Source organism: Longitalea arenae (assembly GCF_016924755.1).
Lineage (GTDB): Bacteria > Bacteroidota > Bacteroidia > Chitinophagales > Chitinophagaceae > Niastella > Niastella arenae.
On record NZ_JAFFJX010000030.1, the window covers coordinates 1 to 22,694 of the forward strand.

26 protein-coding genes are annotated in these 22,694 nt (G+C 44.2%); 12 read left to right on the top strand and 14 right to left on the bottom strand.

The genetic code is table 11. The features are described from left to right. Window positions 1-183, top strand: a 183-nt coding sequence (locus JT717_RS27700; RefSeq protein ID WP_205514598.1) for a hypothetical protein, incomplete at its 5' end; no start/stop codon positions are given. Window positions 184-687: 504 nt separating this feature from the next. Here the strand turns inward: JT717_RS27700 and JT717_RS27705 are convergent. From JT717_RS27705 to JT717_RS27735, 7 genes are all read right to left on the bottom strand, one after another. Next, window positions 688-972 carry a hypothetical protein gene (locus tag JT717_RS27705; protein WP_205514599.1) on the bottom strand — a complete coding sequence of 95 codons (285 nt, stop codon included), beginning with the start codon at window positions 970-972 and terminating at the stop codon, window positions 688-690. Window positions 973-1,143: 171 nt separating this feature from the next. Beyond that, entirely contained in the window at window positions 1,144-1,635 is a 492-nt protein-coding gene (locus JT717_RS27710) for a hypothetical protein (RefSeq protein WP_205514600.1), read from the bottom strand. A gap of 55 nt (window positions 1,636-1,690) precedes the next feature. After that, window positions 1,691-3,256: a hypothetical protein gene (locus JT717_RS27715; RefSeq protein WP_205514601.1), complete on the bottom strand. Its 1,566-nt coding sequence runs from the start codon at window positions 3,254-3,256 to the stop codon at window positions 1,691-1,693. Window positions 3,257-3,322: 66 nt separating this feature from the next. Further along, entirely contained in the window at window positions 3,323-3,790 is a 468-nt protein-coding gene (locus JT717_RS27720; RefSeq protein ID WP_205514602.1) for a MauE/DoxX family redox-associated membrane protein, read from the bottom strand. 64 nt (window positions 3,791-3,854) lie between these two features. Continuing rightward, a complete protein-coding gene (locus JT717_RS27725) occupies window positions 3,855-4,706 on the bottom strand; it encodes a glycosyltransferase family 2 protein (protein WP_205514603.1) in 852 nt (283 codons plus the stop codon). A 284-nt stretch (window positions 4,707-4,990) separates the two neighbouring features. After that, a complete protein-coding gene (locus JT717_RS27730; protein WP_205514605.1) occupies window positions 4,991-5,350 on the bottom strand; it encodes a helix-turn-helix domain-containing protein in 360 nt (119 codons plus the stop codon). A 42-nt stretch (window positions 5,351-5,392) separates the two neighbouring features. Next, entirely contained in the window at window positions 5,393-5,803 is a 411-nt protein-coding gene (locus JT717_RS27735; protein ID WP_205514607.1) for a helix-turn-helix transcriptional regulator, read from the bottom strand. Between the two features lie 458 nt (window positions 5,804-6,261). Between JT717_RS27735 and JT717_RS27740 the strand changes: the two genes are divergently transcribed. The 6 genes from JT717_RS27740 (at window position 6,262) to JT717_RS27765 (ending at window position 14,426) form a co-directional block, all read left to right on the top strand. After that, window positions 6,262-7,110 (top strand): SDR family oxidoreductase, encoded by an 849-nt coding sequence (locus JT717_RS27740; protein ID WP_205514608.1) that lies wholly within the window; start codon window positions 6,262-6,264, stop codon window positions 7,108-7,110. 142 nt (window positions 7,111-7,252) lie between these two features. Then, window positions 7,253-8,308 (top strand): chemotaxis protein CheB, encoded by a 1,056-nt coding sequence (locus JT717_RS27745; protein ID WP_205514610.1) that lies wholly within the window; start codon window positions 7,253-7,255, stop codon window positions 8,306-8,308. Between the two features lie 71 nt (window positions 8,309-8,379). Continuing rightward, window positions 8,380-11,979 carry a CheR family methyltransferase gene (locus JT717_RS27750; protein ID WP_205514611.1) on the top strand — a complete coding sequence of 1,200 codons (3,600 nt, stop codon included), beginning with the start codon at window positions 8,380-8,382 and terminating at the stop codon, window positions 11,977-11,979. An 84-nt stretch (window positions 11,980-12,063) separates the two neighbouring features. Further along, window positions 12,064-13,104, top strand: coding sequence for a bifunctional transcriptional activator/DNA repair enzyme AdaA (locus tag JT717_RS27755; protein ID WP_205514613.1), 1,041 nt, complete (start codon window positions 12,064-12,066; stop codon window positions 13,102-13,104). 129 nt (window positions 13,105-13,233) lie between these two features. Then, window positions 13,234-13,512: a SemiSWEET transporter gene (locus JT717_RS27760; RefSeq protein WP_240348461.1), complete on the top strand. Its 279-nt coding sequence runs from the start codon at window positions 13,234-13,236 to the stop codon at window positions 13,510-13,512. 11 nt (window positions 13,513-13,523) lie between these two features. Next, on the top strand, window positions 13,524-14,426 hold the full coding sequence (locus JT717_RS27765; RefSeq protein WP_205514614.1) for a glycoside hydrolase family 43 protein: 903 nt from the start codon (window positions 13,524-13,526) through the stop codon (window positions 14,424-14,426). 90 nt (window positions 14,427-14,516) lie between these two features. Here the strand turns inward: JT717_RS27765 and JT717_RS27770 are convergent, their stop codons facing one another. Then, window positions 14,517-15,485: an alpha/beta fold hydrolase gene (locus JT717_RS27770; protein WP_205514617.1), complete on the bottom strand. Its 969-nt coding sequence runs from the start codon at window positions 15,483-15,485 to the stop codon at window positions 14,517-14,519. A gap of 242 nt (window positions 15,486-15,727) precedes the next feature. Here JT717_RS27770 and JT717_RS27775 point away from each other — a divergent pair, with 242 nt between their 5' ends. From JT717_RS27775 to JT717_RS27785, 3 genes are all read left to right on the top strand, one after another. After that, window positions 15,728-16,564 carry a helix-turn-helix domain-containing protein gene (locus JT717_RS27775; RefSeq protein WP_205514618.1) on the top strand — a complete coding sequence of 279 codons (837 nt, stop codon included), beginning with the start codon at window positions 15,728-15,730 and terminating at the stop codon, window positions 16,562-16,564. A gap of 102 nt (window positions 16,565-16,666) precedes the next feature. Beyond that, window positions 16,667-17,089 carry a DoxX family protein gene (locus tag JT717_RS27780; RefSeq protein WP_205514619.1) on the top strand — a complete coding sequence of 141 codons (423 nt, stop codon included), beginning with the start codon at window positions 16,667-16,669 and terminating at the stop codon, window positions 17,087-17,089. 75 nt (window positions 17,090-17,164) lie between these two features. After that, window positions 17,165-17,794, top strand: a complete 630-nt coding sequence (locus JT717_RS27785; protein WP_205514620.1) for a hypothetical protein — start codon at window positions 17,165-17,167, stop codon at window positions 17,792-17,794. Window positions 17,795-17,967: 173 nt separating this feature from the next. Here the strand turns inward: JT717_RS27785 and JT717_RS27790 are convergent, their stop codons facing one another. Then, window positions 17,968-18,459, bottom strand: a complete 492-nt coding sequence (locus JT717_RS27790) for an Hsp20/alpha crystallin family protein (RefSeq protein ID WP_205514621.1) — start codon at window positions 18,457-18,459, stop codon at window positions 17,968-17,970. Window positions 18,460-18,994: 535 nt separating this feature from the next. Here JT717_RS27790 and JT717_RS27795 point away from each other — a divergent pair. Continuing rightward, window positions 18,995-19,504 (top strand): hypothetical protein, encoded by a 510-nt coding sequence (locus tag JT717_RS27795; RefSeq protein WP_205514622.1) that lies wholly within the window; start codon window positions 18,995-18,997, stop codon window positions 19,502-19,504. A gap of 120 nt (window positions 19,505-19,624) precedes the next feature. Next, complete coding sequence (locus JT717_RS27800; protein ID WP_205514623.1) at window positions 19,625-19,972, top strand: hypothetical protein; 348 nt, start codon at window positions 19,625-19,627, stop codon at window positions 19,970-19,972. 78 nt (window positions 19,973-20,050) lie between these two features. Here the strand turns inward: JT717_RS27800 and JT717_RS27805 are convergent, their stop codons facing one another. From JT717_RS27805 to JT717_RS27825, 5 genes are all read right to left on the bottom strand, one after another. Further along, window positions 20,051-20,998, bottom strand: a complete 948-nt coding sequence (locus JT717_RS27805) for a HipA domain-containing protein (RefSeq protein ID WP_205514624.1) — start codon at window positions 20,996-20,998, stop codon at window positions 20,051-20,053. Further along, complete coding sequence (locus tag JT717_RS27810; protein WP_205514625.1) at window positions 20,991-21,323, bottom strand: HipA N-terminal domain-containing protein; 333 nt, start codon at window positions 21,321-21,323, stop codon at window positions 20,991-20,993. The genes JT717_RS27805 and JT717_RS27810 overlap by 8 nt, the downstream gene beginning before the upstream one ends. Then, window positions 21,298-21,537, bottom strand: coding sequence for a helix-turn-helix domain-containing protein (locus JT717_RS27815; protein ID WP_205514626.1), 240 nt, complete (start codon window positions 21,535-21,537; stop codon window positions 21,298-21,300). Before JT717_RS27815 ends, JT717_RS27810 begins: the two co-directional genes overlap by 26 nt. Window positions 21,538-21,952: 415 nt before the next feature. Then, the gene (locus JT717_RS27820) at window positions 21,953-22,531 is read right to left on the bottom strand and encodes a phage integrase SAM-like domain-containing protein (RefSeq protein ID WP_369411779.1); all 579 of its coding nucleotides are present in this window, start codon (window positions 22,529-22,531) and stop codon (window positions 21,953-21,955) included. Beyond that, window positions 22,483-22,694, bottom strand: a 212-nt coding sequence (locus tag JT717_RS27825; RefSeq protein ID WP_205514628.1) for a hypothetical protein, incomplete at its 5' end; no start/stop codon positions are given. The genes JT717_RS27820 and JT717_RS27825, both read right to left, overlap by 49 nt.

Genomic DNA, 22,694 nt, shown 5'->3' on the forward strand with positions numbered 1-22,694 from the left:
ACTAAATCAATGCTCTTATTTTTGACACCGCTCTGCACTCTTGTTGCCAATTTTTGTGTACTGGTTGTTGCCAAAAGTTCTGCACTTCTAATTGCCAAAAACTCTGCATTGTTGCTTACCGACTACACCAGTGAAGTGAAACGGATGAAGGGCCTTGAAGAGGAGATTAACAGGCAGCGATAAGCGGATAAAACAAACATTGGTCGTTCATGACGGCTAATTACGTCTGGCATGGACAGTACGAGCGTGCGACTAATGGCCAAAGTTTGGCAGTAGGATTACACCTGCTCAAGACTTCATCAGGCGCTTGGCTTTGTACCTCCGCTAAGATACATTTAAACCGACACCCTTTTAACTACTAGAAAAAACATTTAAAACTCCAATGTTAGAGGGCCGGAATAAGTGCAGCTACAGACCCACTTAAGTAAAAGATTTTTCTCTAATGATAAAGGAGCGGTTTTTGGCGAAAGGTTGGTACAATTTAGAAACACATGCAATTGTAACAGTTCCCTGCAAGAAAATGAAGGGTACTTATCTCTTAACGAGCTGAGCACCCTTCGATTAATTAAACTTATCTGCGCCAAATACAAATAGTATGTACGGCTAGACAAAGAGGTAGCGAATTAATCGCTACCTTTGTATTTAATTACACACTATTATCTTTCGATCAATCATTGACCTATTTGCTTATAAATTGGGGGCAGTGTACAATGGAGTCCCTGTTGTTGAAAAAGTAGTTGTAACAGGACAAGTAGGATTTAAATAGTAAACTGTTGTATTTGCACATGGGTCAAAGGCGATAGGATTAAATCCGTCTCTGGGAGTGGTTTGGTAAATAACCTTGTTACATGCACCAGATTGGCTCTTGCAGTATGCATTTGCTGCGCCAAACTTTTGTGCCTTAAAAGCTAATGCTCCACCAACGGCTGCAACAATAGTAACTGCGGTTAACATGATTTTTACTTTTTTCATAAAATGAGTGCTTTTTAGAAATCAAAAAGCTAAACTTTTGTGTTATTCTTGATGCCTACTCTTTTATAATGGTTTTCGGCTCCTCCATTTCCTTGCAAGGTAGTATTCTATGATAATCTTATAATAGTATAATTATCTTTAAGTGGACACATTTGCAACAGATAACGATAGTTAGTTTTCGGCAATTTTCTTAATAAGTTTGGCATCAATTACACCAATGTAAGTGGCTCTTAACTTATGATCTTTTCCATAAATTGCTGTATAAGGTACGCCTCGTGATTTAAAGTAATAACTAACAAAATTTGAATAATCAAGGCCAATAGTCACATTTCTCAATTTCTTTAGGTTGTAATGGGCATAAAAATCTTTCATCTCTTTATAAGGCCAAGTAGTTGTCAGAATAAATTGTATTTTATCAAGTATGTTGATATTGTTAATAATTTCTTCCATTTGGGCTCTTGAATAAGCGCAATGTGGGCCAAAGTCGAAAAGTACTAGTGCTTCGTTTTTATATATATTATTTGGTTTTATTTTAGTAATACTATCTATGGATAAAAGGTCGAAAGAAGGAAAAGGTTTTCCCTCTAAACCTGTTTTCTCCGGTTCTCGGCTGTAACAGCCTAGAATACAAATTCCAATTATTAAGTACTTTATACATTTCATAAGTTATGTATTATTAGCAGAGTGTAAAATTGTGTGCGCTATTGCTCTTTTATTGTTAAGCTAATGCGTTTTCCGAAAGTTGCGTGGATTTATTATTTCTTAATACATCTGATGATTTGCTATTTTCTTTTAGCATAACCTTAATCATCCAGTCCATCAATATTGCAACAGTTATGCACGAAAGGGTTATAGGAAATGACTGAAACCTTAAGGCGGCTGAAGATGCGGTGATTGTAAATGCGGCATTTAAGATCCATATACTTCCGAATATTATTAATCCATTCCTGAACCGAATATCATATCTCCACCCATTTAATAATAAATAGTAAATCATAGCGCACAACATTAACACGTTAACAACACCTCCAAGAATCGGGAAATAATTTAAAATCCATACTCTATTTGATTTAAATCTCGTTTTTATAGTCATTGTTTTATATCCAAACCATCTTTTTGTTTGTTCTGTTACAAATGATACTCCAGAATTGTAATCTTCAAGGAATTCAATCGGTGGTGCATAATATTTGTTTGCATTAGGCCAGATAAAATAACGGAGATAATGAATTGGATACTGCTTTATTATAAAAATGCCATAGTTTTTATAAAGCGGTCCCATGCTTGCCCATTTTTTGAGTTCGCTTGCTCCGCTATCGTTTCTTTTTATAAACAAGTTGTTTCGATACTTATACAACGATAACGAAGGGGTCCACATATAAACAGTACTTGCCATTAAAGCCTCTTGGGGATGTTTGTTTATATCTCTTGTGCTATCAAAATACTGCCTTATCATACTGTCTAATATTTGGAACTTTTGTGGTACGTTTTTTCTTTCGGATTTATCAACATATCGATAAGCATACATTGCATTATTAGTCATTTGCCAACCGCTAAAGGGTGAGTATTGCCAATATCCTGTAAGCTTCTTATATTCATAAGACGTGAGTATGATAAACAGCCCACATAACATGACACCCATGGTAAATCCCGCTAATTTATGGCGCCATGATATATTGGATAACCAAAAAGCTATTGCCGATATAATTGGGTATATCATAGCATTATAACGAACTGTAAACGCTATAAATATTACGGCTGCATGCCAAATAAACACTCGTTTTGATGGTGCATGCATAATCCAAAGCAGTAAAGCAAGCCATATCATGCTTAACACAAGGAATAAGCCATCGCTTGATACCAGATTTGCTAGATGCCAAAATAACGGATTAAAGACCATGAAAAAGAACAAAGTGTATTGTGTCGTCTTGCCTGACTTATAGAAGTAAAAAATAGTAAATAAGAGAAATAATACACTGGATTGAATGAGTAGATACTGAAAGCTTACTAAGAAAATGTCAGGCTTCGCAAAAATGCTAAAAAGCCTTAAAAATTTGGAGTATCCGATAAGGTATGTGTTGATTGTTAAATTTTGGTCAGCTGCATTTATATACGAAAACGAATCCCCATGAATAAAACTCGCAAACGGATAAAAATACTTAAACACCGACCACTGAATGACAACAGCTATCCCCGCCAGTATTAAAATCGTCCTGTTCCGCTTATCCTTAAACAGGAAATCTTTAAATGATACTTCTGCTGATGGTGTAATATTCCCCTGATTCATCTTGTTAAGTTGAATGTTAAATAGATGAGCAACCAAATCAATTATCGGAAATGTATTTAAGGCTTCTTATGTATGTGATATGCTATATCCTCTTTGATCACTAAACCCGTTCCTGAATGCTTGCTTTTCCTTCTTTTGCAGATAGATGGCCCACCCATTGAGCAGAACAAACACCAGGTTAAAAACAATATGCTGTTGCCAACTCAGCGCTTCCATAATTCCCCCACAACTGCAAGGCATCTCTGTACTAATGCTAAATAAGGCAATGATATATATCGTAAATAAGGTCATCATGATCAATGAAGCATAAAGGCCCTTGAGGCGCCAACGGGGAATGACTAACATCAGCACTATAGCAAATTCTACCCAGGGCAACAGCAACGCAACCGGATTGGCAGCCCAGGACAAGATCGGTGACATTGCCAATTGTTCTTTAAACACACTATAATCCATGATCTTCGCAATGCCGGTATAAAGGAACAGAATGATATTAAGTACGGTAACGATCTCAATAATAGTCGTACGCTTGATCATTTGATGCAAGTTTAACGTTGATTAATCTGAGTAAGGAAGCTAGCAGTAGATGTATGATCGCTGGTTAGGTATGTACCCGGATCTCTTTTTGCGGTTGTTTCACAAACAACTGGTTATTAAACAAACCATATTTCAGTATGCAATAAATAGCCCTGAACCCATCCTTCCACCCGATCTTCTTACCTTCGGCAAAAGTTCTTCCATAATAACTGATGCCCACCTCGTAGATCCGGATGCCGGGCACCATCGAAACTTTCTGGGTTACCTCAGGCTCGAAGCCAAAGCGTTTCTCGTGTAAGTAAATGCGCTGAATGATCGCTGTGCGGAAGACCTTGTAGCCGGTTTCCATGTCGGTGAGGTTTAAATTACTCATCATGTTCGAAAGAAAGGTAAGCACGCGGTTGCCGATCGAATGCCAGAAGAACAGGATGCGGTGTGGATTGCCGCCCATAAATCTGGAGCCGTATACCACATCTGCCGAGCCAAGCACTATGGGTTTTAACAAAGTGTTGTATTCGCCCGGGTCATATTCAAGGTCGGCATCCTGCACCAACAAATATTCGCCGGTTGCCTGGGCAATACCTGTATGGATCGCCGCACCCTTTCCCTGGTTTACTTCGTGTTTAATATACTTGAAATAACTGATAGTGTGGTTTCCGCCGTTCGTTATGTAGTTCTGTACAACTGACTCTGTGCCGTCAGTAGAGCAATCATTGACAATGATCACTTCTTTTTCTATGTTCCTTATGAGCTTTACTTCATTTATACGGTCGAGGATCAGTGCGATGGTCTTTTCTTCGTTGTATGCGGGTATAATGATGGATAATCGCTTGATGGGGTAATTGTCGGAGTTTGCTGAATCAGGCGCAAGCTGGTTGGTGCCCGGCGTAACCGGTACATTGAATAAGGTTTCCATGCTCTCTTATTGTTTAGATAAATAAAAGGCCGTCCAATCTAATGGTGCTCGTGGTAATTAGTATGTGTCGTGATTGATTTCTTCTGGTGCTGTCTTCCGGTGGACTAATCTGTGCCGGAGCATTCATTCATTTCTCATGCAATCTACGTTGTGTGTAACCGAAAAAAAAGTGTTTTCTATTTATAGTTCGCACAACTTATTTATACTTTGCACGCTTTTCTTTCTTATCAATTGATCTATCGTTTGTTGGCTGGTGTGCAGGTAGTGCCGCATATCGTACCGGGTTATGCGTTCAGTGTTTTGTTGAAGTCAAACATCTCTTTGGGCGTTACGCCATAATACCGCTTGAACGCATTGTTGAATGCACTGGGATCACTATAGTGTACCGTTATAGATACTTCCTTCGCATCTTTCCCTTCCGCCAGTAATTGCTTCGATAACTCCATTCTTACTTTCAACCGGTAATCCCTGATGCCCATTCCATACGCTTCCTTAAATGCTTTCTGTAATACATTGCGGCTTACGCCAAAGCTTTGCGCCATCGCATAAGCCGTGTGGTCGTCGCCCTGGTTATTATCAAAGATCTTTTTGGCGGCCATGATAGCCATCACCACATGCTTTTTTAACTTCTTTCTGTTTCGCATGGGAAGTAGGTTTAATGATTATGTATGTAATAAAAGCCTGTTTTACCGGGCGCGTTTTATCCGTTTGCGCTTAGGGGGCGTAGTCTCCTTTTCAGAGGCGGTGGGTAATGGATAATAAATTTTTCGGTATTCGCGCGGACTGTATTCAAACATTCTTTTAAACTGCTGGGAGAAGGATTGTGTGTTCGTATACCCGACTTCAGCGGCTATACTGTGGATGGACCGGTCTGCTTTTTCGAGTAATAAGCGGGCCTGCTGCATGCGAACGAAGGTAAGTCCACTGTGTAATGACCGGGATGACCATTTCCTGTATGTAAGCTTGAGCTCTTCTACATCCATGCCAACCCTTTTGGCGATCTCCTTGGCGGTTAATTTGCGATGGCATTCCCATGTGAAGATATTCTCTACCTGTATCATTTTTTCTATTTCCTTAGAGCGTTTCTTCTTTTTCATAATATAGGTTAAGGCAAGTGAACAGATATATTTATTCCCTCTCAGCAACCGGTAACCCTTGTTACCCGCTGCCGGTATTTGTTCTACATTCAAAAATTAAGGTTGTATCATGGTCACTAACCCGTTGCCAAAGTATATATAACCGTTAGTGTCGTGTTTTGTATCCTGGATGCCGCTCGCTTTCTGTTTTGTAAATGTAGAGAACAATCATACTCTGCTTTAATATTTAAATCGCCTCTATGTATTTTACTGTAAATTAATCAACTGCATTTTGAAATTTTGCCAAAACGGCGAAATGGAACTTATCAGGCACTGAACGGAACACAAGGCGTTTGACATTTTTGCCATTGTACAACACGTAATTTACATCCGAAAATGTTTACAACAAGCAATGCCCTGTCGGTTTTGTTCTATTTCTGCGCGGCACACCGTTTTAGCTTTGATAAAAATTACAAGCTATGAACAGTACACCTATCAACAAATCAAACACATTGGTATTAGGCGGTAAAGGTAAAACAGGCAGCCGGGTAGTAGCCCGTTTACAGCAACTGGGCTGGCCGGTATTCGTTGGCTCAAGATCCGGCGACCGCATCTTCGATTGGGAAGATCGATCTACCTGGTCAGCAGCCATTCAGGACATGCACACCTTGTATGTTTCTTATTTTCCCGACCTGGCAGTACCGGGCGCTGTTGACGCCATCCGTACACTCACTGATCTCGCCATCGCCAACGGCGTTCAAAAGCTGGTGTTATTATCCGGCCGCGGTGAAGCAGAAGCACAGGAATGTGAAAAGATCGTGATGGCGTCACCGCTCGATTATACCATTGTGCGCGCCAGCTGGTTCTTCCAGAACTTCAGTGAAGGTTATTTGCTGGAACCGATCGTTGCCGGCCATGTGGCCCTGCCCGCCGGTGATATTCCCGAGCCCTTTGTAGATGCCGAAGATATTGCTGCGGTTGCCGTAGCTGCCATCACCGAAGCCGGTCATAGCCGTAGGTTATACGAAGTGAGCGGTCCACGCCTGTTAACCTTCAAAGAAGCCATAGAGATCATTGGCCGGCAAACCGGAAGAACCATCGTGTATGAACAGGTACCGATGGAAGCATATAAAGCCATGCTGAAAGCCTACGACCTGTCCCCTGATTTTATCTGGCTCATCAGTTACCTGTTCACCGAAGTGCTCGATGGCCGCAATGCCAGCCTTGCTAACGGTGTACAGGAAGCGCTGGGCCGGCCAGCTACTGATTTTACCGATTACGTAAAACGTACGGCCGGCAGTGGCGTGTGGGATCCAATAACAGCCTGAAATGGCAGGGGAAGGCTTTTCCCGGTATGATTTTTAGTTGGCCCCATTTTCAGGGCTCCGGCCGCCGCCTGACAGCCTGCCGGCTGGTTCAATTTTAGCATAGATAGGGCAGTATTGCTATTATTAATATAAGCGGCGTTGTATGAAAAACAGGAACATCATTGTTATAGGCGCATCTGCCGGCGGATTTGATGCTATAAAGGAAGTTGTTGCACGCCTGCCGGCCGACCTCAATGCAGCTGTATTTATCGTTTGGCATCTTTCTCCTGAAACGACCGGCATTCTGCCCGATGTGTTGAATAAACTGAACACCCTGCCCACGGCGAATGCCCGTGATTGGGAAGATATAAAAATGGGCCACATTTATGTGGCGCCGCCCGACAGGCATATGCTGCTGGAAGCAGACCATATCCGGGTGACCAAAGGACCGAAAGAGAACCGCTTCCGCCCGGCCGTTGATCCCCTGTTCCGATCGGCGGCCTATGTCTTTGGTCCAAGGGTCATTGGTGTAGTGCTCTCCGGGGCGCTGGATGATGGCACCGCCGGCTTATGGACCATCAAGGAAAGGGGCGGCATTACCATGGTGCAGGACCCCCGCGAAGCGGTGGTGCCTGCCATGCCATTCAATGCCTTGCGGGAAGTGAACATAGATTTTAACCTACCCGTAGCCGCTATCGGGAAAACGCTGGGCGAGTTAACGGTGGAACCTTTAAAAGAGGTCAAATACAAGAACACGGAAGAAAATAAAAAAACAGAGCTGGAATTGCATATTGCCATGCAGGACGACCAGAATAGCCGTGTTTTATTTGAATTGGGGGAATTAAGCCCATTTACCTGCCCCGAATGTAGCGGTGTACTGGCGGCTATTACCGACGGCCGCCGGGTACGGTACCGCTGTCATACCGGCCATGCCTTTTCTGCCGACAGCCTGCTGGCATCCCTGACGGAAAAAACAGAACAAACCTTATGGAATGCGGTAAAAGACATCCAGGAAACGGCCATGCTGTTGAATCATGTCGGCGACCATTTTGCGGAGAATAATCATCCCCATGAAGCCGCGCTCTATTTTCAAAAAGCAAAAGAATCCCTTATGCGCAGCCAGACCATCAAGAGTGTGTTGTTGGAACATGAGAAAGTTTCAGTTGAATCCATTGAAACCTTCAACGATAAAGAAGGGGTTGATAAGCTGGCCGGATAATTTACAAAGCGGTATAAGACGCTTTTCTATATTGCCTGTATCAACTAACTTGCAATCTTAACCTCCCTGCAATGGACCATTCTTCTTCTTTCAATGACCGGGCGCCCGGGCGGCTGGACAACGGTAAATTTTTGGTAGTGGGTATTGGGGCTTCGGCCGGCGGCATCCAGGCATTGAAAAAGTTCTTCGAGTTTGTGCCGGAAAGTTCGGGCATTGCCTATGTGGTGATCCTGCATTTATCGCCCAACCATGACAGCAAGCTGGCCGAGGTCATCCGTACTTCTGCCAGAATACCGGTGCAGCAGGTTACAGAGAAAACAAAGATCGCGCCTGATACGATATACGTAATCCCTCCCAATCAGCACCTCACCATGGAAGACGACAGCATCCTGGTGAGCACTAATGTACAGGTGGAAGACCGGCGGGCGCCCATAGATATTTTTTTCAGGACCCTGGCCGAGTCGCATGGGTCGCATGCTGTCTGCGTCATCCTTTCCGGCACCGGCGCCAATGGCTCTATGGGATTGAAGCGGGTAAAAGAAAGAGGCGGCGCCGCCTTTGTACAGAATCCGCGGGAAGCCGAATTTAATGAAATGCCCCGCAATGCGATTTCCTCCGATATGGTTGATGCGGTGTTGCCGGTCGCTGAGATCCCCACCAGGATCATCAACTACAAAAACAACCTGGGCATGGTGCATATCCCGCTAGAAGCCGAGAATCGCGCGGAGACAGAACAGAATGCCCTGCGGGAAATTTTTGCACAATTGCGTGCGCGCACCGGCCACGATTTCGCCAATTACAAACGGCCCACTTTATTGCGGCGTATAGAAAGACGGATCACTGTACGCAGTCTGCCCAATCTCATTTTGTATGCGAACTACCTGCAGGAGCATCCTGATGAAGTAAATGCCCTGCTGAAAGACCTGTTGATCTCCGTTACGAATTTCTTCCGCGATAAAAAAGCATATGAAGCGCTGGAATCAGACGTGATACCGGCTATTCTAAAAAATAAAAAACATGAAGACCAGGTACGCATCTGGGTGGCCGGTTGCGCCACTGGCGAGGAAGCATATTCCATTGCCATGTTATGCGCAGAGCAAACGATGAATGTGATCGAAGCGCCGAAAGTGCAGATCTTTGCCACCGATATCGATGAAGACGCCATCCGGCATGCCCGGGAAGGCTTCTATACCATCAATGATGCCGCCGATGTTTCGCCCGAAAGACTGCGCCGTTTCTTCAATAAGGAAGGCGATGGCTACCGCATCCGCCGCGAGATCAGGGAAATGGTCTTGTTCGCCAACCATAATTTCATTAAAGATCCGCCGTTCTCGCACCTCGATATGGTCAGCTGCCGCAACGTACTGATCTATCTCAACCGCGCAGCGCAGGAACGGGTGATGGAAACTTTTCATTTTGCCCTCAATACCGGTGGTTACCTTTTCCTGGGCACATCCGAATCAGTAGACGCCAGCACAAACCTATACGATATCGTTAGCCGCGATCACCATGTTTTTAAAAGCCGCCAGACCTCGCTGCGGGCATACCCGGTGCCGGAATCAGTGCCGGCTATTCGCATCGATCAGTTGCAAACAGGTACGGTTGGCAAAGAGAAATCGAACCGCCTGCTGGAACGGATTACCTATGGCGACCTGCACCTGCGCCTGCTGGAACAGTATGCTCCTCCATCGATCGTCATCAATGAAGAATATGATATTGTACATGTCTCTGACCGGGCAGCGCCCTATCTACAGTTTACCGGCGGAGAAGTTTCCCAGAACCTGTTGAAGCTGGTAAGGCAGGAATTGCGCCTGGAACTGCGCTCGGCCCTGTACCAGGCCCTGCAGCAAAAAACAGCGGTGGAAGCAAAGGGACTGCGCGTAAAGCTCGAAGACCGGGTGGAGACCATCAACATGCATGTAAAACCAGTGTTGCGGGAAGATGATATTGCCCGCGGTTTTATCCTGGTCTTGTTTGAAAGGACGGAAGAAGATCCCGGCGAACGGGAAGTCATTCTTCGGTCCGACGAAGCGGTTAGCCGGCACCTGGAAGAAGAGCTGATGCGGCTGAAGGCGCAATTGCGCAGTTCCAACGAACAGCACGAGTTCCAGGCGGAGGAATTGAAAGCCTCGAATGAAGAACTGCAGGCGATGAACGAAGAATTGCGTTCGGCGGCAGAAGAGCTGGAAACCAGTAAGGAAGAGCTGCAGTCGATGAACGAGGAGCTGCGTACCGTGAACCAGGAACTGAAAGTAAAGATCGAAGAGACCAGTCTCACCAGTAATAACCTGCAGAACCTGATCAATTCTGCAAACATCGGCACTATCTTCCTCGACCGCAGTTTCCGGGTGGCCATGTTCACCCCCGCTGTGCGCGAGATCTTCAATTTGATCCCCGCCGACTACGGCCGGCCATTGTCTGACATCACGCACCGCCTGCAATATCATGGCCTGCTAGAAGATGCGGAAAACGTGCTGGAGAAATTAATGGTCATTGAACGGGAGGTGGATACGCTGGACGGGCACAATTATATCATGCGGGTGCTGCCTTACCGCACCGCCGAAGATCATATCAACGGGGTGGTGATCACCTTCATCGATATCTCTTCCCGCAAGCAGGCAGAGCAGGCTTTGCGGGTATCGACTGAAAGAATGGAAAAAGCATTTTCCATTGAAACCGTGGGCATCATTTACTTTAAGATCAGCGGCGAGATCACGGGGGCCAACGATGCTTTTCTGCAGATGTGCGGTTATAGCCGCGACGATGTACAGATGGGCCGCCTGCGCTGGGATGAGATGACACCGGCCGAATTTATGGCCGATTCACTCCAAAAGTTAGAACAATTCAAGACAACAGGCCGTATTACCCCCTATGAAAAGCAATATATACGGAAAGACGGGTCGCGGTTCTGGGCGCTGTTCTCGGCCACCCGGATCAATGAAGACGAAGGCGTTGAGTATATCATTGATATTACCGGCCAGAAACAGCTTGAACAACAAAAAGAAGGTTTTATCGCCATTGCCAGCCATGAATTGAAAACGCCGGTAACAAGCATCAAGGTATATGGGGAGGTGTTGCAGGAAAAACTGGAGCAAAACGGCGATAAAGAGAATTTCGAACTGATCAAAAAATTGAACACCCAGGTCGACCGGCTGCATAACCTCATCGTTGATCTGCTCGACACCACCAATATTGTGGAAGGAGGGCTGCAGCTGAATATGCACCGCTTCGATATTAACGAACTGATCGTAGAGCAGGTGGAAGAAATGAAACGCATTTCGGCTAACCACGTTTTTAAAATGAAGCTCGACAAGCTGCCGCTGATAAAAGCCGACCGCGAACGCATTGGCCAGGTGCTTACCAACCTGTTGTCGAATGCCGTTAAGTATTCACCTAAGGCCAGCGAAATAACCATTGTAAGCAATGCAATTAAAAATGGCATCCAGGTAAGTGTTCAGGACAAGGGTATCGGTATTCCGAAAAATATGATCAGCAATATCTTCGACCGCTTTTACAGGATCGTGAACCCACAGATTGAGACCTACCCGGGTATGGGGCTGGGACTGTATATCAGTGCTGGAATCATTGAAAGACATGGTGGCACTATTACCGTGGAAAGTACCGAAGGGCAGGGCTCTACCTTCTATTTTACGCTGCCAGCCGGTAATTAGGGTACCTGCTGAAAATACCTGTTCAATTTCCGGTTGTGCGGCTCCGGTTCTTCCGCTTATTTTTGGGGCCTCAAACGCACGTTTATGCAACTTACCGGGGACATTATGTATCAGGCCCTTCTTGAAAAAGACACGAAGTTTGAAGGGGTATTCTTTACAGCCGTTAAAACCACGGGTATCTTCTGCCGGCCTTCCTGCACCGCCCGCAAGCCCAAACGGGAGAATGTTGAATTCTTTTTCTCATCCAAAGAAGCTTTACAAAAAGGGTACAGGCCCTGCAAGACCTGCAGGCCCCTGGAAAGATTGAACCAAACGCCCGAGCTGATAAAACAGTTGCTGGAAGATCTGAACAACGATCCCTCGCTTAAAATAAAAGATTATGACCTGGTACAACGCGGCCTGGAGCCCGCCCAAGTAAGGCGCTGGTTCCTGAAGAACCATAATATGACCTTTCAGGCCTATCAGCGGATGTATAGAATTAACTCTGCGTTTAAAAAGATGCAGGAGGGCGCCACGGTCACCGATACCGCCTTTGGCGCCGGCTTTGAATCCCTCAGTGGCTTTGGCGAATCGTTCAAAAAGATCTTCGGTGTTTCGCCCAATAAAAGTAAAACGCAGCGGATCATTGATCTGAAAAGACTGGAAACGCCCCTGGGCACCATGTTCGCCGGGGCGGTAAGTGAAGGGGTTTGTCTGCTCGAATTCAGCGACCGCAAGATGCTGGAGACCGAATTTATCATGTTAGCAAAATCCCTGAATGCGGTGGTGATCCAGGGGGAGAACGAACATTTCAAAATACTGGAAAAACAATTGGAGGAATATTTTGCCGGTAAGCGGCAATCTTTTTCCGTTCCATTATGTACGCCCGGTTCTTCTTTTCAAAATGAGGTGTGGCGGGCTTTACAGCGTATACCTTATGGGGAAACCCGTACCTATGCGCAGCAGGCAAACGCGATTGCCAAACCGGCGGCGGTGCGGGCGGTTGCCCATGCCAATGGGATGAATAAAATTTCCATCCTGGTGCCTTGTCACCGCGTCATTGGCGCGGATGGCCATTTAACCGGTTATGGCGGTGGTTTATGGCGCAAGCAATGGTTGCTGGATCTGGAGAGGGGGAAGCGGTGAATGACAGTATATACCTAACGGCAGTAAGTAATAATGGATCCGCTATTATAGCGGATTTTTTTATTGTAAAATTCTCATATATAAATCGACCGTCTTGCTGGCATACAATTTTAGGTAATCTACAAAAGCTTGAACGAATATAGTCAGTATATTGGCATACTCTCGGGCACTTTAACCTCTGTTTCCCTGGTACCGCAGCTCGTGAAGATCATCCGGGAGAAAAAAGCCGAAAGCGTTTCGCTGGGAATGTTCATCGTGTTATTGGCTGGCGTCAGCGGCTGGATCTGGTATGGTATATTAAAGAATGACTTCCCGATCATTGCCACCAATTGCTTTTCATTTGTGGTGAATTCATTGATCGTGGGGTTCTCCCTTAAGTATAAAATGAAAAAAGCAGGTAAGAAGTAAAATGAATGGATATGTCAGCAGCAAATAACGGCTATGCAGGTAACCCGGTCATCCGGCACAAGTATACGGCCGACCCGGCCGCTATTGAATACAACGGTACTGTGTATATGTATACCGGCCATGATGAACCGCCAGATGGGGTGGAAAATTATGTGATGAAGGACTGGCTTTGCTTTTCTTCGAAAGATATGGTGCATTGGGAAGAACATCCCGTGCCGCTGAAGGCCACTGATTTTGCCTGGTCGAAGGGCGGCGCTTATGCCTCGCAGGTGATCCATCGTAATGGGAAATTTTACTGGTATGTGGCTGTATCTCATGGTTCCATACCCGGTAAAGCCATTGGCGTTGCGGTGGCGGATAAACCGGAAGGGCCGTTTACCGATGCGCTGGGCAAAGCGCTGATCACCAATGAAACCATTGGGGTGCCGGGGGAGAACAAGAATAATCTCGATCCTACGGTGATGATCGATGACGACGGACAGGCGTACCTGTTCTGGGGCAATTCGCAATATTATTATGTGAAGCTGAAAGAGAATATGATCGAATTGGACGGCCCCATACAAAAGGTAGACCTGCCAAAGTTTGAGGAAGGCGCCTGGATCTATAAGCGCAATGGATGGTATTATTTGCTCTATGGGTACGATTTCCCCGAGAAAGTGGCTTATGCCATGAGCCGGAATATCGGGGGGCCCTGGGTCTTTCAGGGCATCATTAATGAAATTGCGGGCAATTGCAAGACCAATTCACCGGCCATCCTCGATTATAAAGGCAAAACCTATTTTATCTATCATAATGGCGGATTACCGGCCGGCGGCAGCCATCGCCGTTCGGTATGTATCGACTATATGTATTTCAATGTAGACGGGACCATCAAAAAGATCATAATGACTTCGGAAGGCGTGGAGGCGGTATAAGAGTGAGTGAAAATCCTTCCGGATAACAAAACCCGTACGGGCCTGGCCAGTACGGGTTTCTTGTTTGTGGTCTATTCTTCATTTATGATTTTACCATTTGGCTTGCTGTGCGGGTTGGGTGAGGAAGGCAATAGCAGTAGATGATAAGGCCGGCAACATGAACAGGTTGTAATGGGTAGCATTGGGCAGAATGGCCAACTGGCTCGCAGGCCGTTGAGAACCATCCCAACCTGCATCGCGCTGGCCACCGCCGAGCAAACCAAATAATTCAACCGCATGGGAAGGCGGGAAAAGGTCCGCGTCGGCAGCCATGACCAGGGTGGGCGCTTTTATATTTTTGATGCTTTCCGTCCAGTCATAATCCTTTTTCATGGTTTCCCCGATCTTGGTGAGCAGTCTGGCCCAGTCCTGTGGCCGCGGCGCTATACTCGCATAGGATTGGTACATGGGGGTTTGTTTCATCATTTCAGCCGCTTCTGGTCCCACCTGTGCCTGCTGGACGAGGATCTCCGGATAAAAAGCGCTGCGTCTAAAGGGGATAGAAGCAACGATGAGTTTACGTACCACCTGCGGATGGCGGATAGCAGTTTGTAATGCAACACCTGCACCCATAGAATAGCCCATAACATCGGCTTTTTCAATCTGGAGGTGTTTCAGCAGGGCAGCAATATCGTCGGCCATATATTCGACGTTGAGTTCACGGTCGATATCAGCGGTGCGGCCATGGCCCTGCAGATCGACAGTAATCACTTTTCTTACTTTGGCCAGGGCAGTAAGATTATCACCAAACATACCAGATGAGCCCAGGCCGCCATGCAGCAGTACCAGCGGTTCTCCCTGGCCGTGAATTTCATAATAGAGTTTCAGTCCATTCACAGGCGCATAGCCGGTTGTGGGAGCTTTGGCATTGCTGGCTGCCTGTTTGGCCGGTTGGGCGGACACCGATTTTTTACTTTGCGCTTCAGCCATCGCCGGTTGTAGTACAAAAGCGGTGATGGCGATACATGTAATAAGGAGGCTAAGCCTGATCCCGTTGTTTGTTTTCATTCCTGTGTTCATGGTATTTGTTTTTGTGATGACATCACAAAGGTATTATCGGCAACAAAAGCAGGAGGTGGCTGAATATGACCAATTGCAGGGGTGAAAGTGACTTTCTTAGGTAACACTGCAGATAACTAGGGGGGAACGGCGGTAAAAGATCAAATGCAGGATTCGGCTGATGATCACCTATCGACAGGTTGGATCATTTAAATATATTTCCTGCTTATTTTTGCTGTATTCAATGTTTGACTGAGACTTCTATGGAAAGAACAGATGCCAGGACTGACAAGTCGATTTCGATGGGAGATAAGGTGTTTTCAGTAACCGATAAAAGCCGCCTGCCATTTAAAACCTTTTTTTATACGATCGGATTATGTGGCAGTGGGGGAGGCCTGCTAAAGGTTGGAACAAAAGAGTACAGCCTTCAGGAAGGTAGTTTGCTGACCATTGGTCCGGGTATTACCTGCCAGTGGTTGAGCGATGAGCGGCCGCAGATTGATCTGTTGTCATTTTATGAAGACCTTTTCCTGAACATCTTCAACAGTGCCTTCTTTTTCTCGCTGGAGTTTTTCTGCCCGGATGCACATAATGTAATAACGTTTAACCGGGCCGAACTGTCAAAGATTAAGCTGTTATTCGAAGCTGTGCATCAGCTGGAAGAAACACCTGACGCAGTGCCTGGTATTCTGTTTTCAATATTGAAGCTGGTTCAAAAGCAGTATTGGAAACAATATTATGGGAATAAAAAAAAGCTGACCTCAAAAGAACAGATCGCCGCCAATTTCAGGCAGCTGTTGGCACATCGCTTTACAGAACATAAAGATGTCTCTTTCTACGCTAAAGCCTTACACCTTACTCCAAAATATCTCACCGAAGTTTTACTGGCCACTACAGGCATGAGTGCAAAGAAATGGATCGAGCATCACCTTATGCAGGAGGCCAAATATCTTTTAGCGCACAAAGGCTTATCTGTTAAAGAGGTGAGTTTCAGGCTGGGATATGTTGATGCTTCCCACTTCGTAAAATCCTTTAAAAAGCATGAAGGGGAATTGCCGAAGGATTTTAAACAAAAGGCTAGATATGCATTGTTGTCGTAGCTGCGTATGATCCGGGTGCAGAAAAAAATACCATCCTTACAGCATTTTCTACACCGCCTGTGCCATTCGCGGTAGATAGTTTTACAGGAAAAAAGACAGGCTATGAAAAAGATGGTGTTTTCTCAAAATGAAAAAGCTAAAGCGCTTGGTCATCTGTTTTTAAGAGTCGTTTTTGGCTTCTTCCTGATGATCAATGGTTGGGATAAATTTGCTCATTTTTCATCCTATGCACCGGATTTCCTAGATCCATTTGGCATTGGCTCCGGCGCTGCCCTTTCGTTGGTTGTATTTGCAGAACTTGGATGCGGGCTTTGTATTGTCCTGGGCTTGCTTACCCGCCTCTGTGTTGTTCCGGTACTCATCACTTTTCTGGTAGCTACTTTCATTGCACATGCCCAGGACGGGTTTGCCGTAAAGCAAACGGCCATGCTCTACCTCTTTCTCTCGTTGTACTTTATTGTAACCGGCTCGGGGTCTTACTCGTTAGATGAGAAGATCTATCATCGACAGATCTCCATGGCTTAGGACTATAAGACTACCGATTTTACAACATTCATCATCATCAGATTTATGAAGAGGGGAAACTTTGTGCAGACAAGCATGATCCTTCTGTGTCTTGTCCTGAAGATCACTTATGCATATACGCAGCCTGTGCCCGTGGAGCTGGTAATGGGACATAAGAATTACTATTACCAGCATTCCTTCAGCAGCAATATATCGAAGCATTCGCCGTATGGGTTTTTCCATACTTCGTCGATTCTTATTCCTTTCGATGAGAAAAGGGAAAATGAAATTATGAGCCAGTCATATATTACATATAAAATAACCGAGGCGATCAGTAGCGGGATCGGCACGATATACGTGCCCGTGTCGCGGCTGCGGCCATCTGCTTTTCTGCAGTTTTTTAAGCAAGGCAGGCGTACTACAGTTCTGATCTTTCCAAGAGTTGATCTCTGGCGAAAACCATCGGTTGAATTAATGGGCTTTGTGGAATATGCACCTGCGATCAACAATAAGTTAAGACTTTATACAAGAATACAATTCATGACTACCTGGACCTTCCCGGAACATAACAGGAGTTACCAATACCTGCGGCTGGGGCTTGGTTATGACAAATTTCAGGTTGGTATTGCAGCGAATTATGATGAGTACGGAAAGGCGAAAGAAACATACCGCAACTATGGATGTTTTATACGATATGTATTCAGCTCTTTTGGGTATAAGGGATAAACTGAAAAACGAAAGAGGCTGTCTCAAATCTGATTTGAGACAGCCTCTTTAGAATTGTACCATAAATTTTTAACATAGTGGGTGGCAGTTCTGTCTGCCCCGCCTGGCCCCTATTTGTGAGCCAATCACGTTGATCGATGATCGACGTTGTTTTGGTGACCATCGTCACCGGCTTACTTCACCGCTATGTTTTTGGTGATTCGTTGAGCACCTTCTTTTTTAGGAAGGGTTATTGTAAGCACCCCGTCTTTATATTGAGCGCTGATCTTGTCAGCATCCAGGGTATCGTCAAGCATAAAGCTGCGGCTGAATGCCAGTCTGCGATATTCCTGACGCAAATAACCCTCCTGTTTATTTTCTTCTTTGTTCTCTTTTTTGTCTTCAAAGGATACATTGAGCATGTTCTTGTGAATGCGCACATCGAACTGTTCTTTATTGAGACCCGGAGCAACGACTTCCATCTCATAGGCCTGATCGGTTTCACGGATATTTACCGGAACCTCTGTGTTGTTCAACACATCGTTGAAGCCCCAGTCATCATCGCCAAAGAACCGGTTCAATGTGTTCTGAAAGATGTCTTCAACTAAACCACCAAAAGGCATATAGGACGAAGTGGTGGCCGGTGTGGCACCATAACCTTTGTTCCTTTTCATGATATTAGCCATAGTCATCTCCTTTTTTGTTTCCGTATTATCCGTACAAACACCATGCAAGCGCCAGGGCGCTTGAAAAATTGACAAGGAGGCTGAAATTTTTTCAATAGAAAGCGGTTGGAAATATGCAAAAAATGCAGAAGTGATGTCCCGGCAGGCTGAATGGTATTTCCTTTGCTTTTTGCCATTGGCAAAGGAGGAAATCGAGATGATCACGGGGTACAATAAAGATCCATTCCATTATGAATGGAAGAAATTGTTTCAGAATTGTTTCTGGTTATTTATGTTATTAGTTGTTTTAGCTACTGTAATAAAGACTCTGACGGAACACTGAAAAATGTTTCTAACTGCCAAAGAACCTGGTGGTACAGGAACGCAGCAATCCCGTATACAGGCCACCACTCACGAGGTTTTATTTCAATCCTTACTTTAAGAGTTTAACCTATTTAAAATCCCATTCAGAACATACCTGGGAAAAGATTTTTATGATAAAAGAGTTTTACTTGAGCGCGCCCTGCAGGGGTCGATTAAAATCGTTACCAGCGCCTTGAGATTGGACAAAGGCAAAATATTTATGCTGCTTTCTTTCAAGGTGGATAAAGATCAAAAGGAGTTAGACAGTGCGATTATTGCTGAAGCAAGTCTTTCTCTGGAGTATCCGATCATTGTAAAAATTGGCAAAAACCGCTATACCATTGGAAGTAAAGAGGAGTTATTGCACCGGCGTTTAGCTATCCAGTCTGCCCGGCAGCGGATGCAAAAGGCCGCGACCTGTAACCGGTCAGGACATGGCCGTGGCAGAAAATTGAAGGCGCTTGATAAATTTCAAAACAAGGAAAATAGTTACATCAATTACAAACTGCATGTATACAGCCGCAGGCTTATTGACCTTTGCCTGAAACATAAAGCTGCTACCTTGTTGCTGGTCAACCAGCAGGAAAAGGAAGCCGAAGCCCAGGCAGATGAATTTTTATTTCGCAACTGGAGCTACGGTGGACTTAAAGAAAAGATAGCCTATAAGGCAGACAAAGTAGGGATAACCCTGATAGTAGAGTGAGTTCTTTGACATTTTTTGAGGCTGCTTAAATCTAGTATAGATCGCCAGTATACGCCAGATTTTGCAGTACTATTGAATGACGGGAGGTGCTTTATAGTAGAAAGAAAAGACCTTGATAATATGATGGACGCACGTGTTCACAGAAGGATGGAGGCGTTAATTGAATTCTGTGAAAAAAATGGAATGGGTTTGCTTTTAACTGATGGCAAGTATTCTCTTGGTAAATTGAAACACTATCCGTTCAATTCAGATTTTGAAAAAGAACTTCGGGATAGATTAAATGAAAGAAATGGCAGAACCATGTTCTTTTGGGAATATAAGGAGTTGATGGAAAAATATAATGCTACGAAAACAGAATTCCTTGCTATCGTTCTCAAAAATAATTGGACATACTATCCATTCAAATTTAAATTAAGCCCTAAATCTACTTATGTTGTTTTCAAAACTAAGATTGTAGACAAGCTTTAGTCTCGTTCATGTCAAAGAGAGCTTACATATGGTATTTCAATGTTGAACTGCTCATTAAAGTTGGTCTTTGGACATTATTCAGCTTAGTATACGATTATATCGCTCCGCAAGCAGTGTTACGTATTTTTTCTTGTATTCATCGGATAAGAAAGATTTTCCTAGCAGGTCTTTTGCCAGACTTTCATTTCTTATCAAACGGTTGAATACCCCCTCTATTTGCCGGATGGAAAGTCCCAAATACTGCCCGAATTCTGTAAAACATAAGCGGTTGAATTTGGTTTTCTTTGCATTCAGCGTAAGCGCAAATTCTTCTTTATCATCCGGGTTGGCAATGGCACCATTTAATAAATCGTAAGCCGGTGCCAAACTCCATGTATTATCATTCCGGATAATCATTGAAAAATTCTTTAGATGCATATCATTATTTCCGGTGAGAAAACAAAAAACGGCTAGCTCAAAAAAGTTTGACAAATCCAGCAAAGTGTTCTCGGCATACGTTGCAATAGCTTTTCCAACTCTTTCCATAGAGCCTTTGTATTTATCGAATGCTTCCAGTATCTGGAACATGTCCAGCATGTGTATTTTCCCACCGTCGGCTGTGCGATCGATACGTTTGGTAATATATGCCAGCTCACCCGAGGATAAGCGTATCAAGCTGGAAGGCACTACAGATATACCAAAAGATTCCGCAATCCTCATGGTCAGATGTTCATTTTGTGGTAATTCGGCATAATCTTCATTCGGTGGTTTAAGAATATAGTTTCCTCCTAACGCTCCGACAATTGTCAGACGGCCTTTGTCACCCTCCAGAGTATTTTTGACCAATGTCAGAGAAAGTTTAGGTTGTACACCTGGCACTGTTACGCTACGCTGAACAACGGTAGCCGCCAGTTCTGCCATTTGATCAAGGCTATACCCTAGCTCGGGTGGTTCATCTGTTCCAAAGAAAGCCTTGCTACAACGGGTATGAAAGTCTTTTTGCCCTTTGTCCAGTTCCTGATAGCAATATAAACAACGTTTACTCATGTTTCTGATCAATTGGTATTACACTCACAGCACCTATACAATTATGACAACAAGCCAACAGTAACCCCATCCTGTCGTTGGGGTTCAGTTTCCAGTTCTTTGTTGCGATATCTAACAGCCACCCTTCCGGGATGAGCCCCTCAAAAAAAGAAAACAATCTGTTGTCCTTATAGGGATCATTCCTTACCGGCATTGAAAAAGTTATAAACTCATTTGGATGGTTTGCGACGTAATCTGATGTGTACTGGAATACGTACTCACCATCATCGGTTTCGGTAAGATGGCCAGCCAGGTCGTCTTTATAATAAATCTTCGCTTGTCTCATTGTTACCGGTTGAAAATGCTTTTAAACTTACAGGGGCCAGAACATGCCCAAACATCTTTAGCACATGATTTACTTTTTCCAGTTGCAAGTCATTTTTCCCCTGTTCTATCTTTCTTATAACAGTTAAGGCTACACCGGCCTTCTCAGCAAATTCCTCCTGGGTAAGACCGGCTTCCTTTCTTTTATCTTTCACAAAGGCTTGTAGCGATTTCATAATTATATGCTTTTAGATATAATTGCAGCTAAATTTACTAAATTATATCTATTTGCATATAACTCCATGTAAAAATCGATTATTATATTCATTTGCATATAATATTATTTTACCTCAGGTAATTTTTTACATAACTTATTGATTTATGAATGCTATCAAGAGGAATATAGATAGGGGCAATTTCATCCAATATTAGGATCCTTAAAATATCGTTCAACTTCAGTTGCCAAGACATAAATCTGCGCGATTTTTTTATCGTCTTTATTGATTGGCGGCAATAAGGGAATCGAACTTTGTCCTTTTAATACGGACCGCATCTATAAATTCTTTTGCAGAAACATAAGGAGAAGTGCCGGGCTTGCTCAGCGGAGGAGTAGGGTTAGTCTTTTTAATTTCGGATACTTCACCCAATATTTTATTGAGCGTTTCTTTTATTGCCAGCAATTCCTGTTCGGAAATTATTAGAAAAACTGTTTGTTCCTTCAGTTCCATACTGCACAAGTCTTGAATGCAATGTCTGAAAAGCAAAAAGGAAAAATTCACAGTTTTTTCCCATCTGGCAATAATTTTTAAAGGGAATGTAATCTACACTGGCCTCGGTCGTTAGTTTAATGGGGCGTCGGCTATGATTGAACCGGCTTAAGTGATTCCAGCATGACCGGTAACGTTTCAGGGTTTTTTCGTCAACTGTTTCACGTGGGTCTTTGATATAATCGTCAAAATAGGCCAGGAATGAATCTGTATTGTTTCTTTTCTTAAGCTCTCTGAAAACGAGTGGAAAGGTCAGACTTTTGTTTGCAGTGTGATAACGCTTTACCAGCTTGTCCAACACCTCAAGTTTTTCTTTGATTTTTTCGTTAATCTCGAAAGCAAAGGGATGGGTATTTTTTACCCAGGCTTTATCTTTTCCTGCCCATTCTTCTTCTCGCACGTTTAAGGGAACTTTTACTTCGTAATATCGCGGCTTTTGGTCGAGATAAATGCGGATGTGGATTTTGTAACGTCCGTTTTGTTCTTGCTGTTGCGGTAATTATGGGTCAAGTCAAATTTTTGGGGGATGAGGTAGTTAAGCATAGATTTTCTGGAGTCTGAATAGGAAGAAATTAATGTCCCGAACTCCCCGTGCAGAAGATCTAAAGGCTTTAATTTTTGCATTG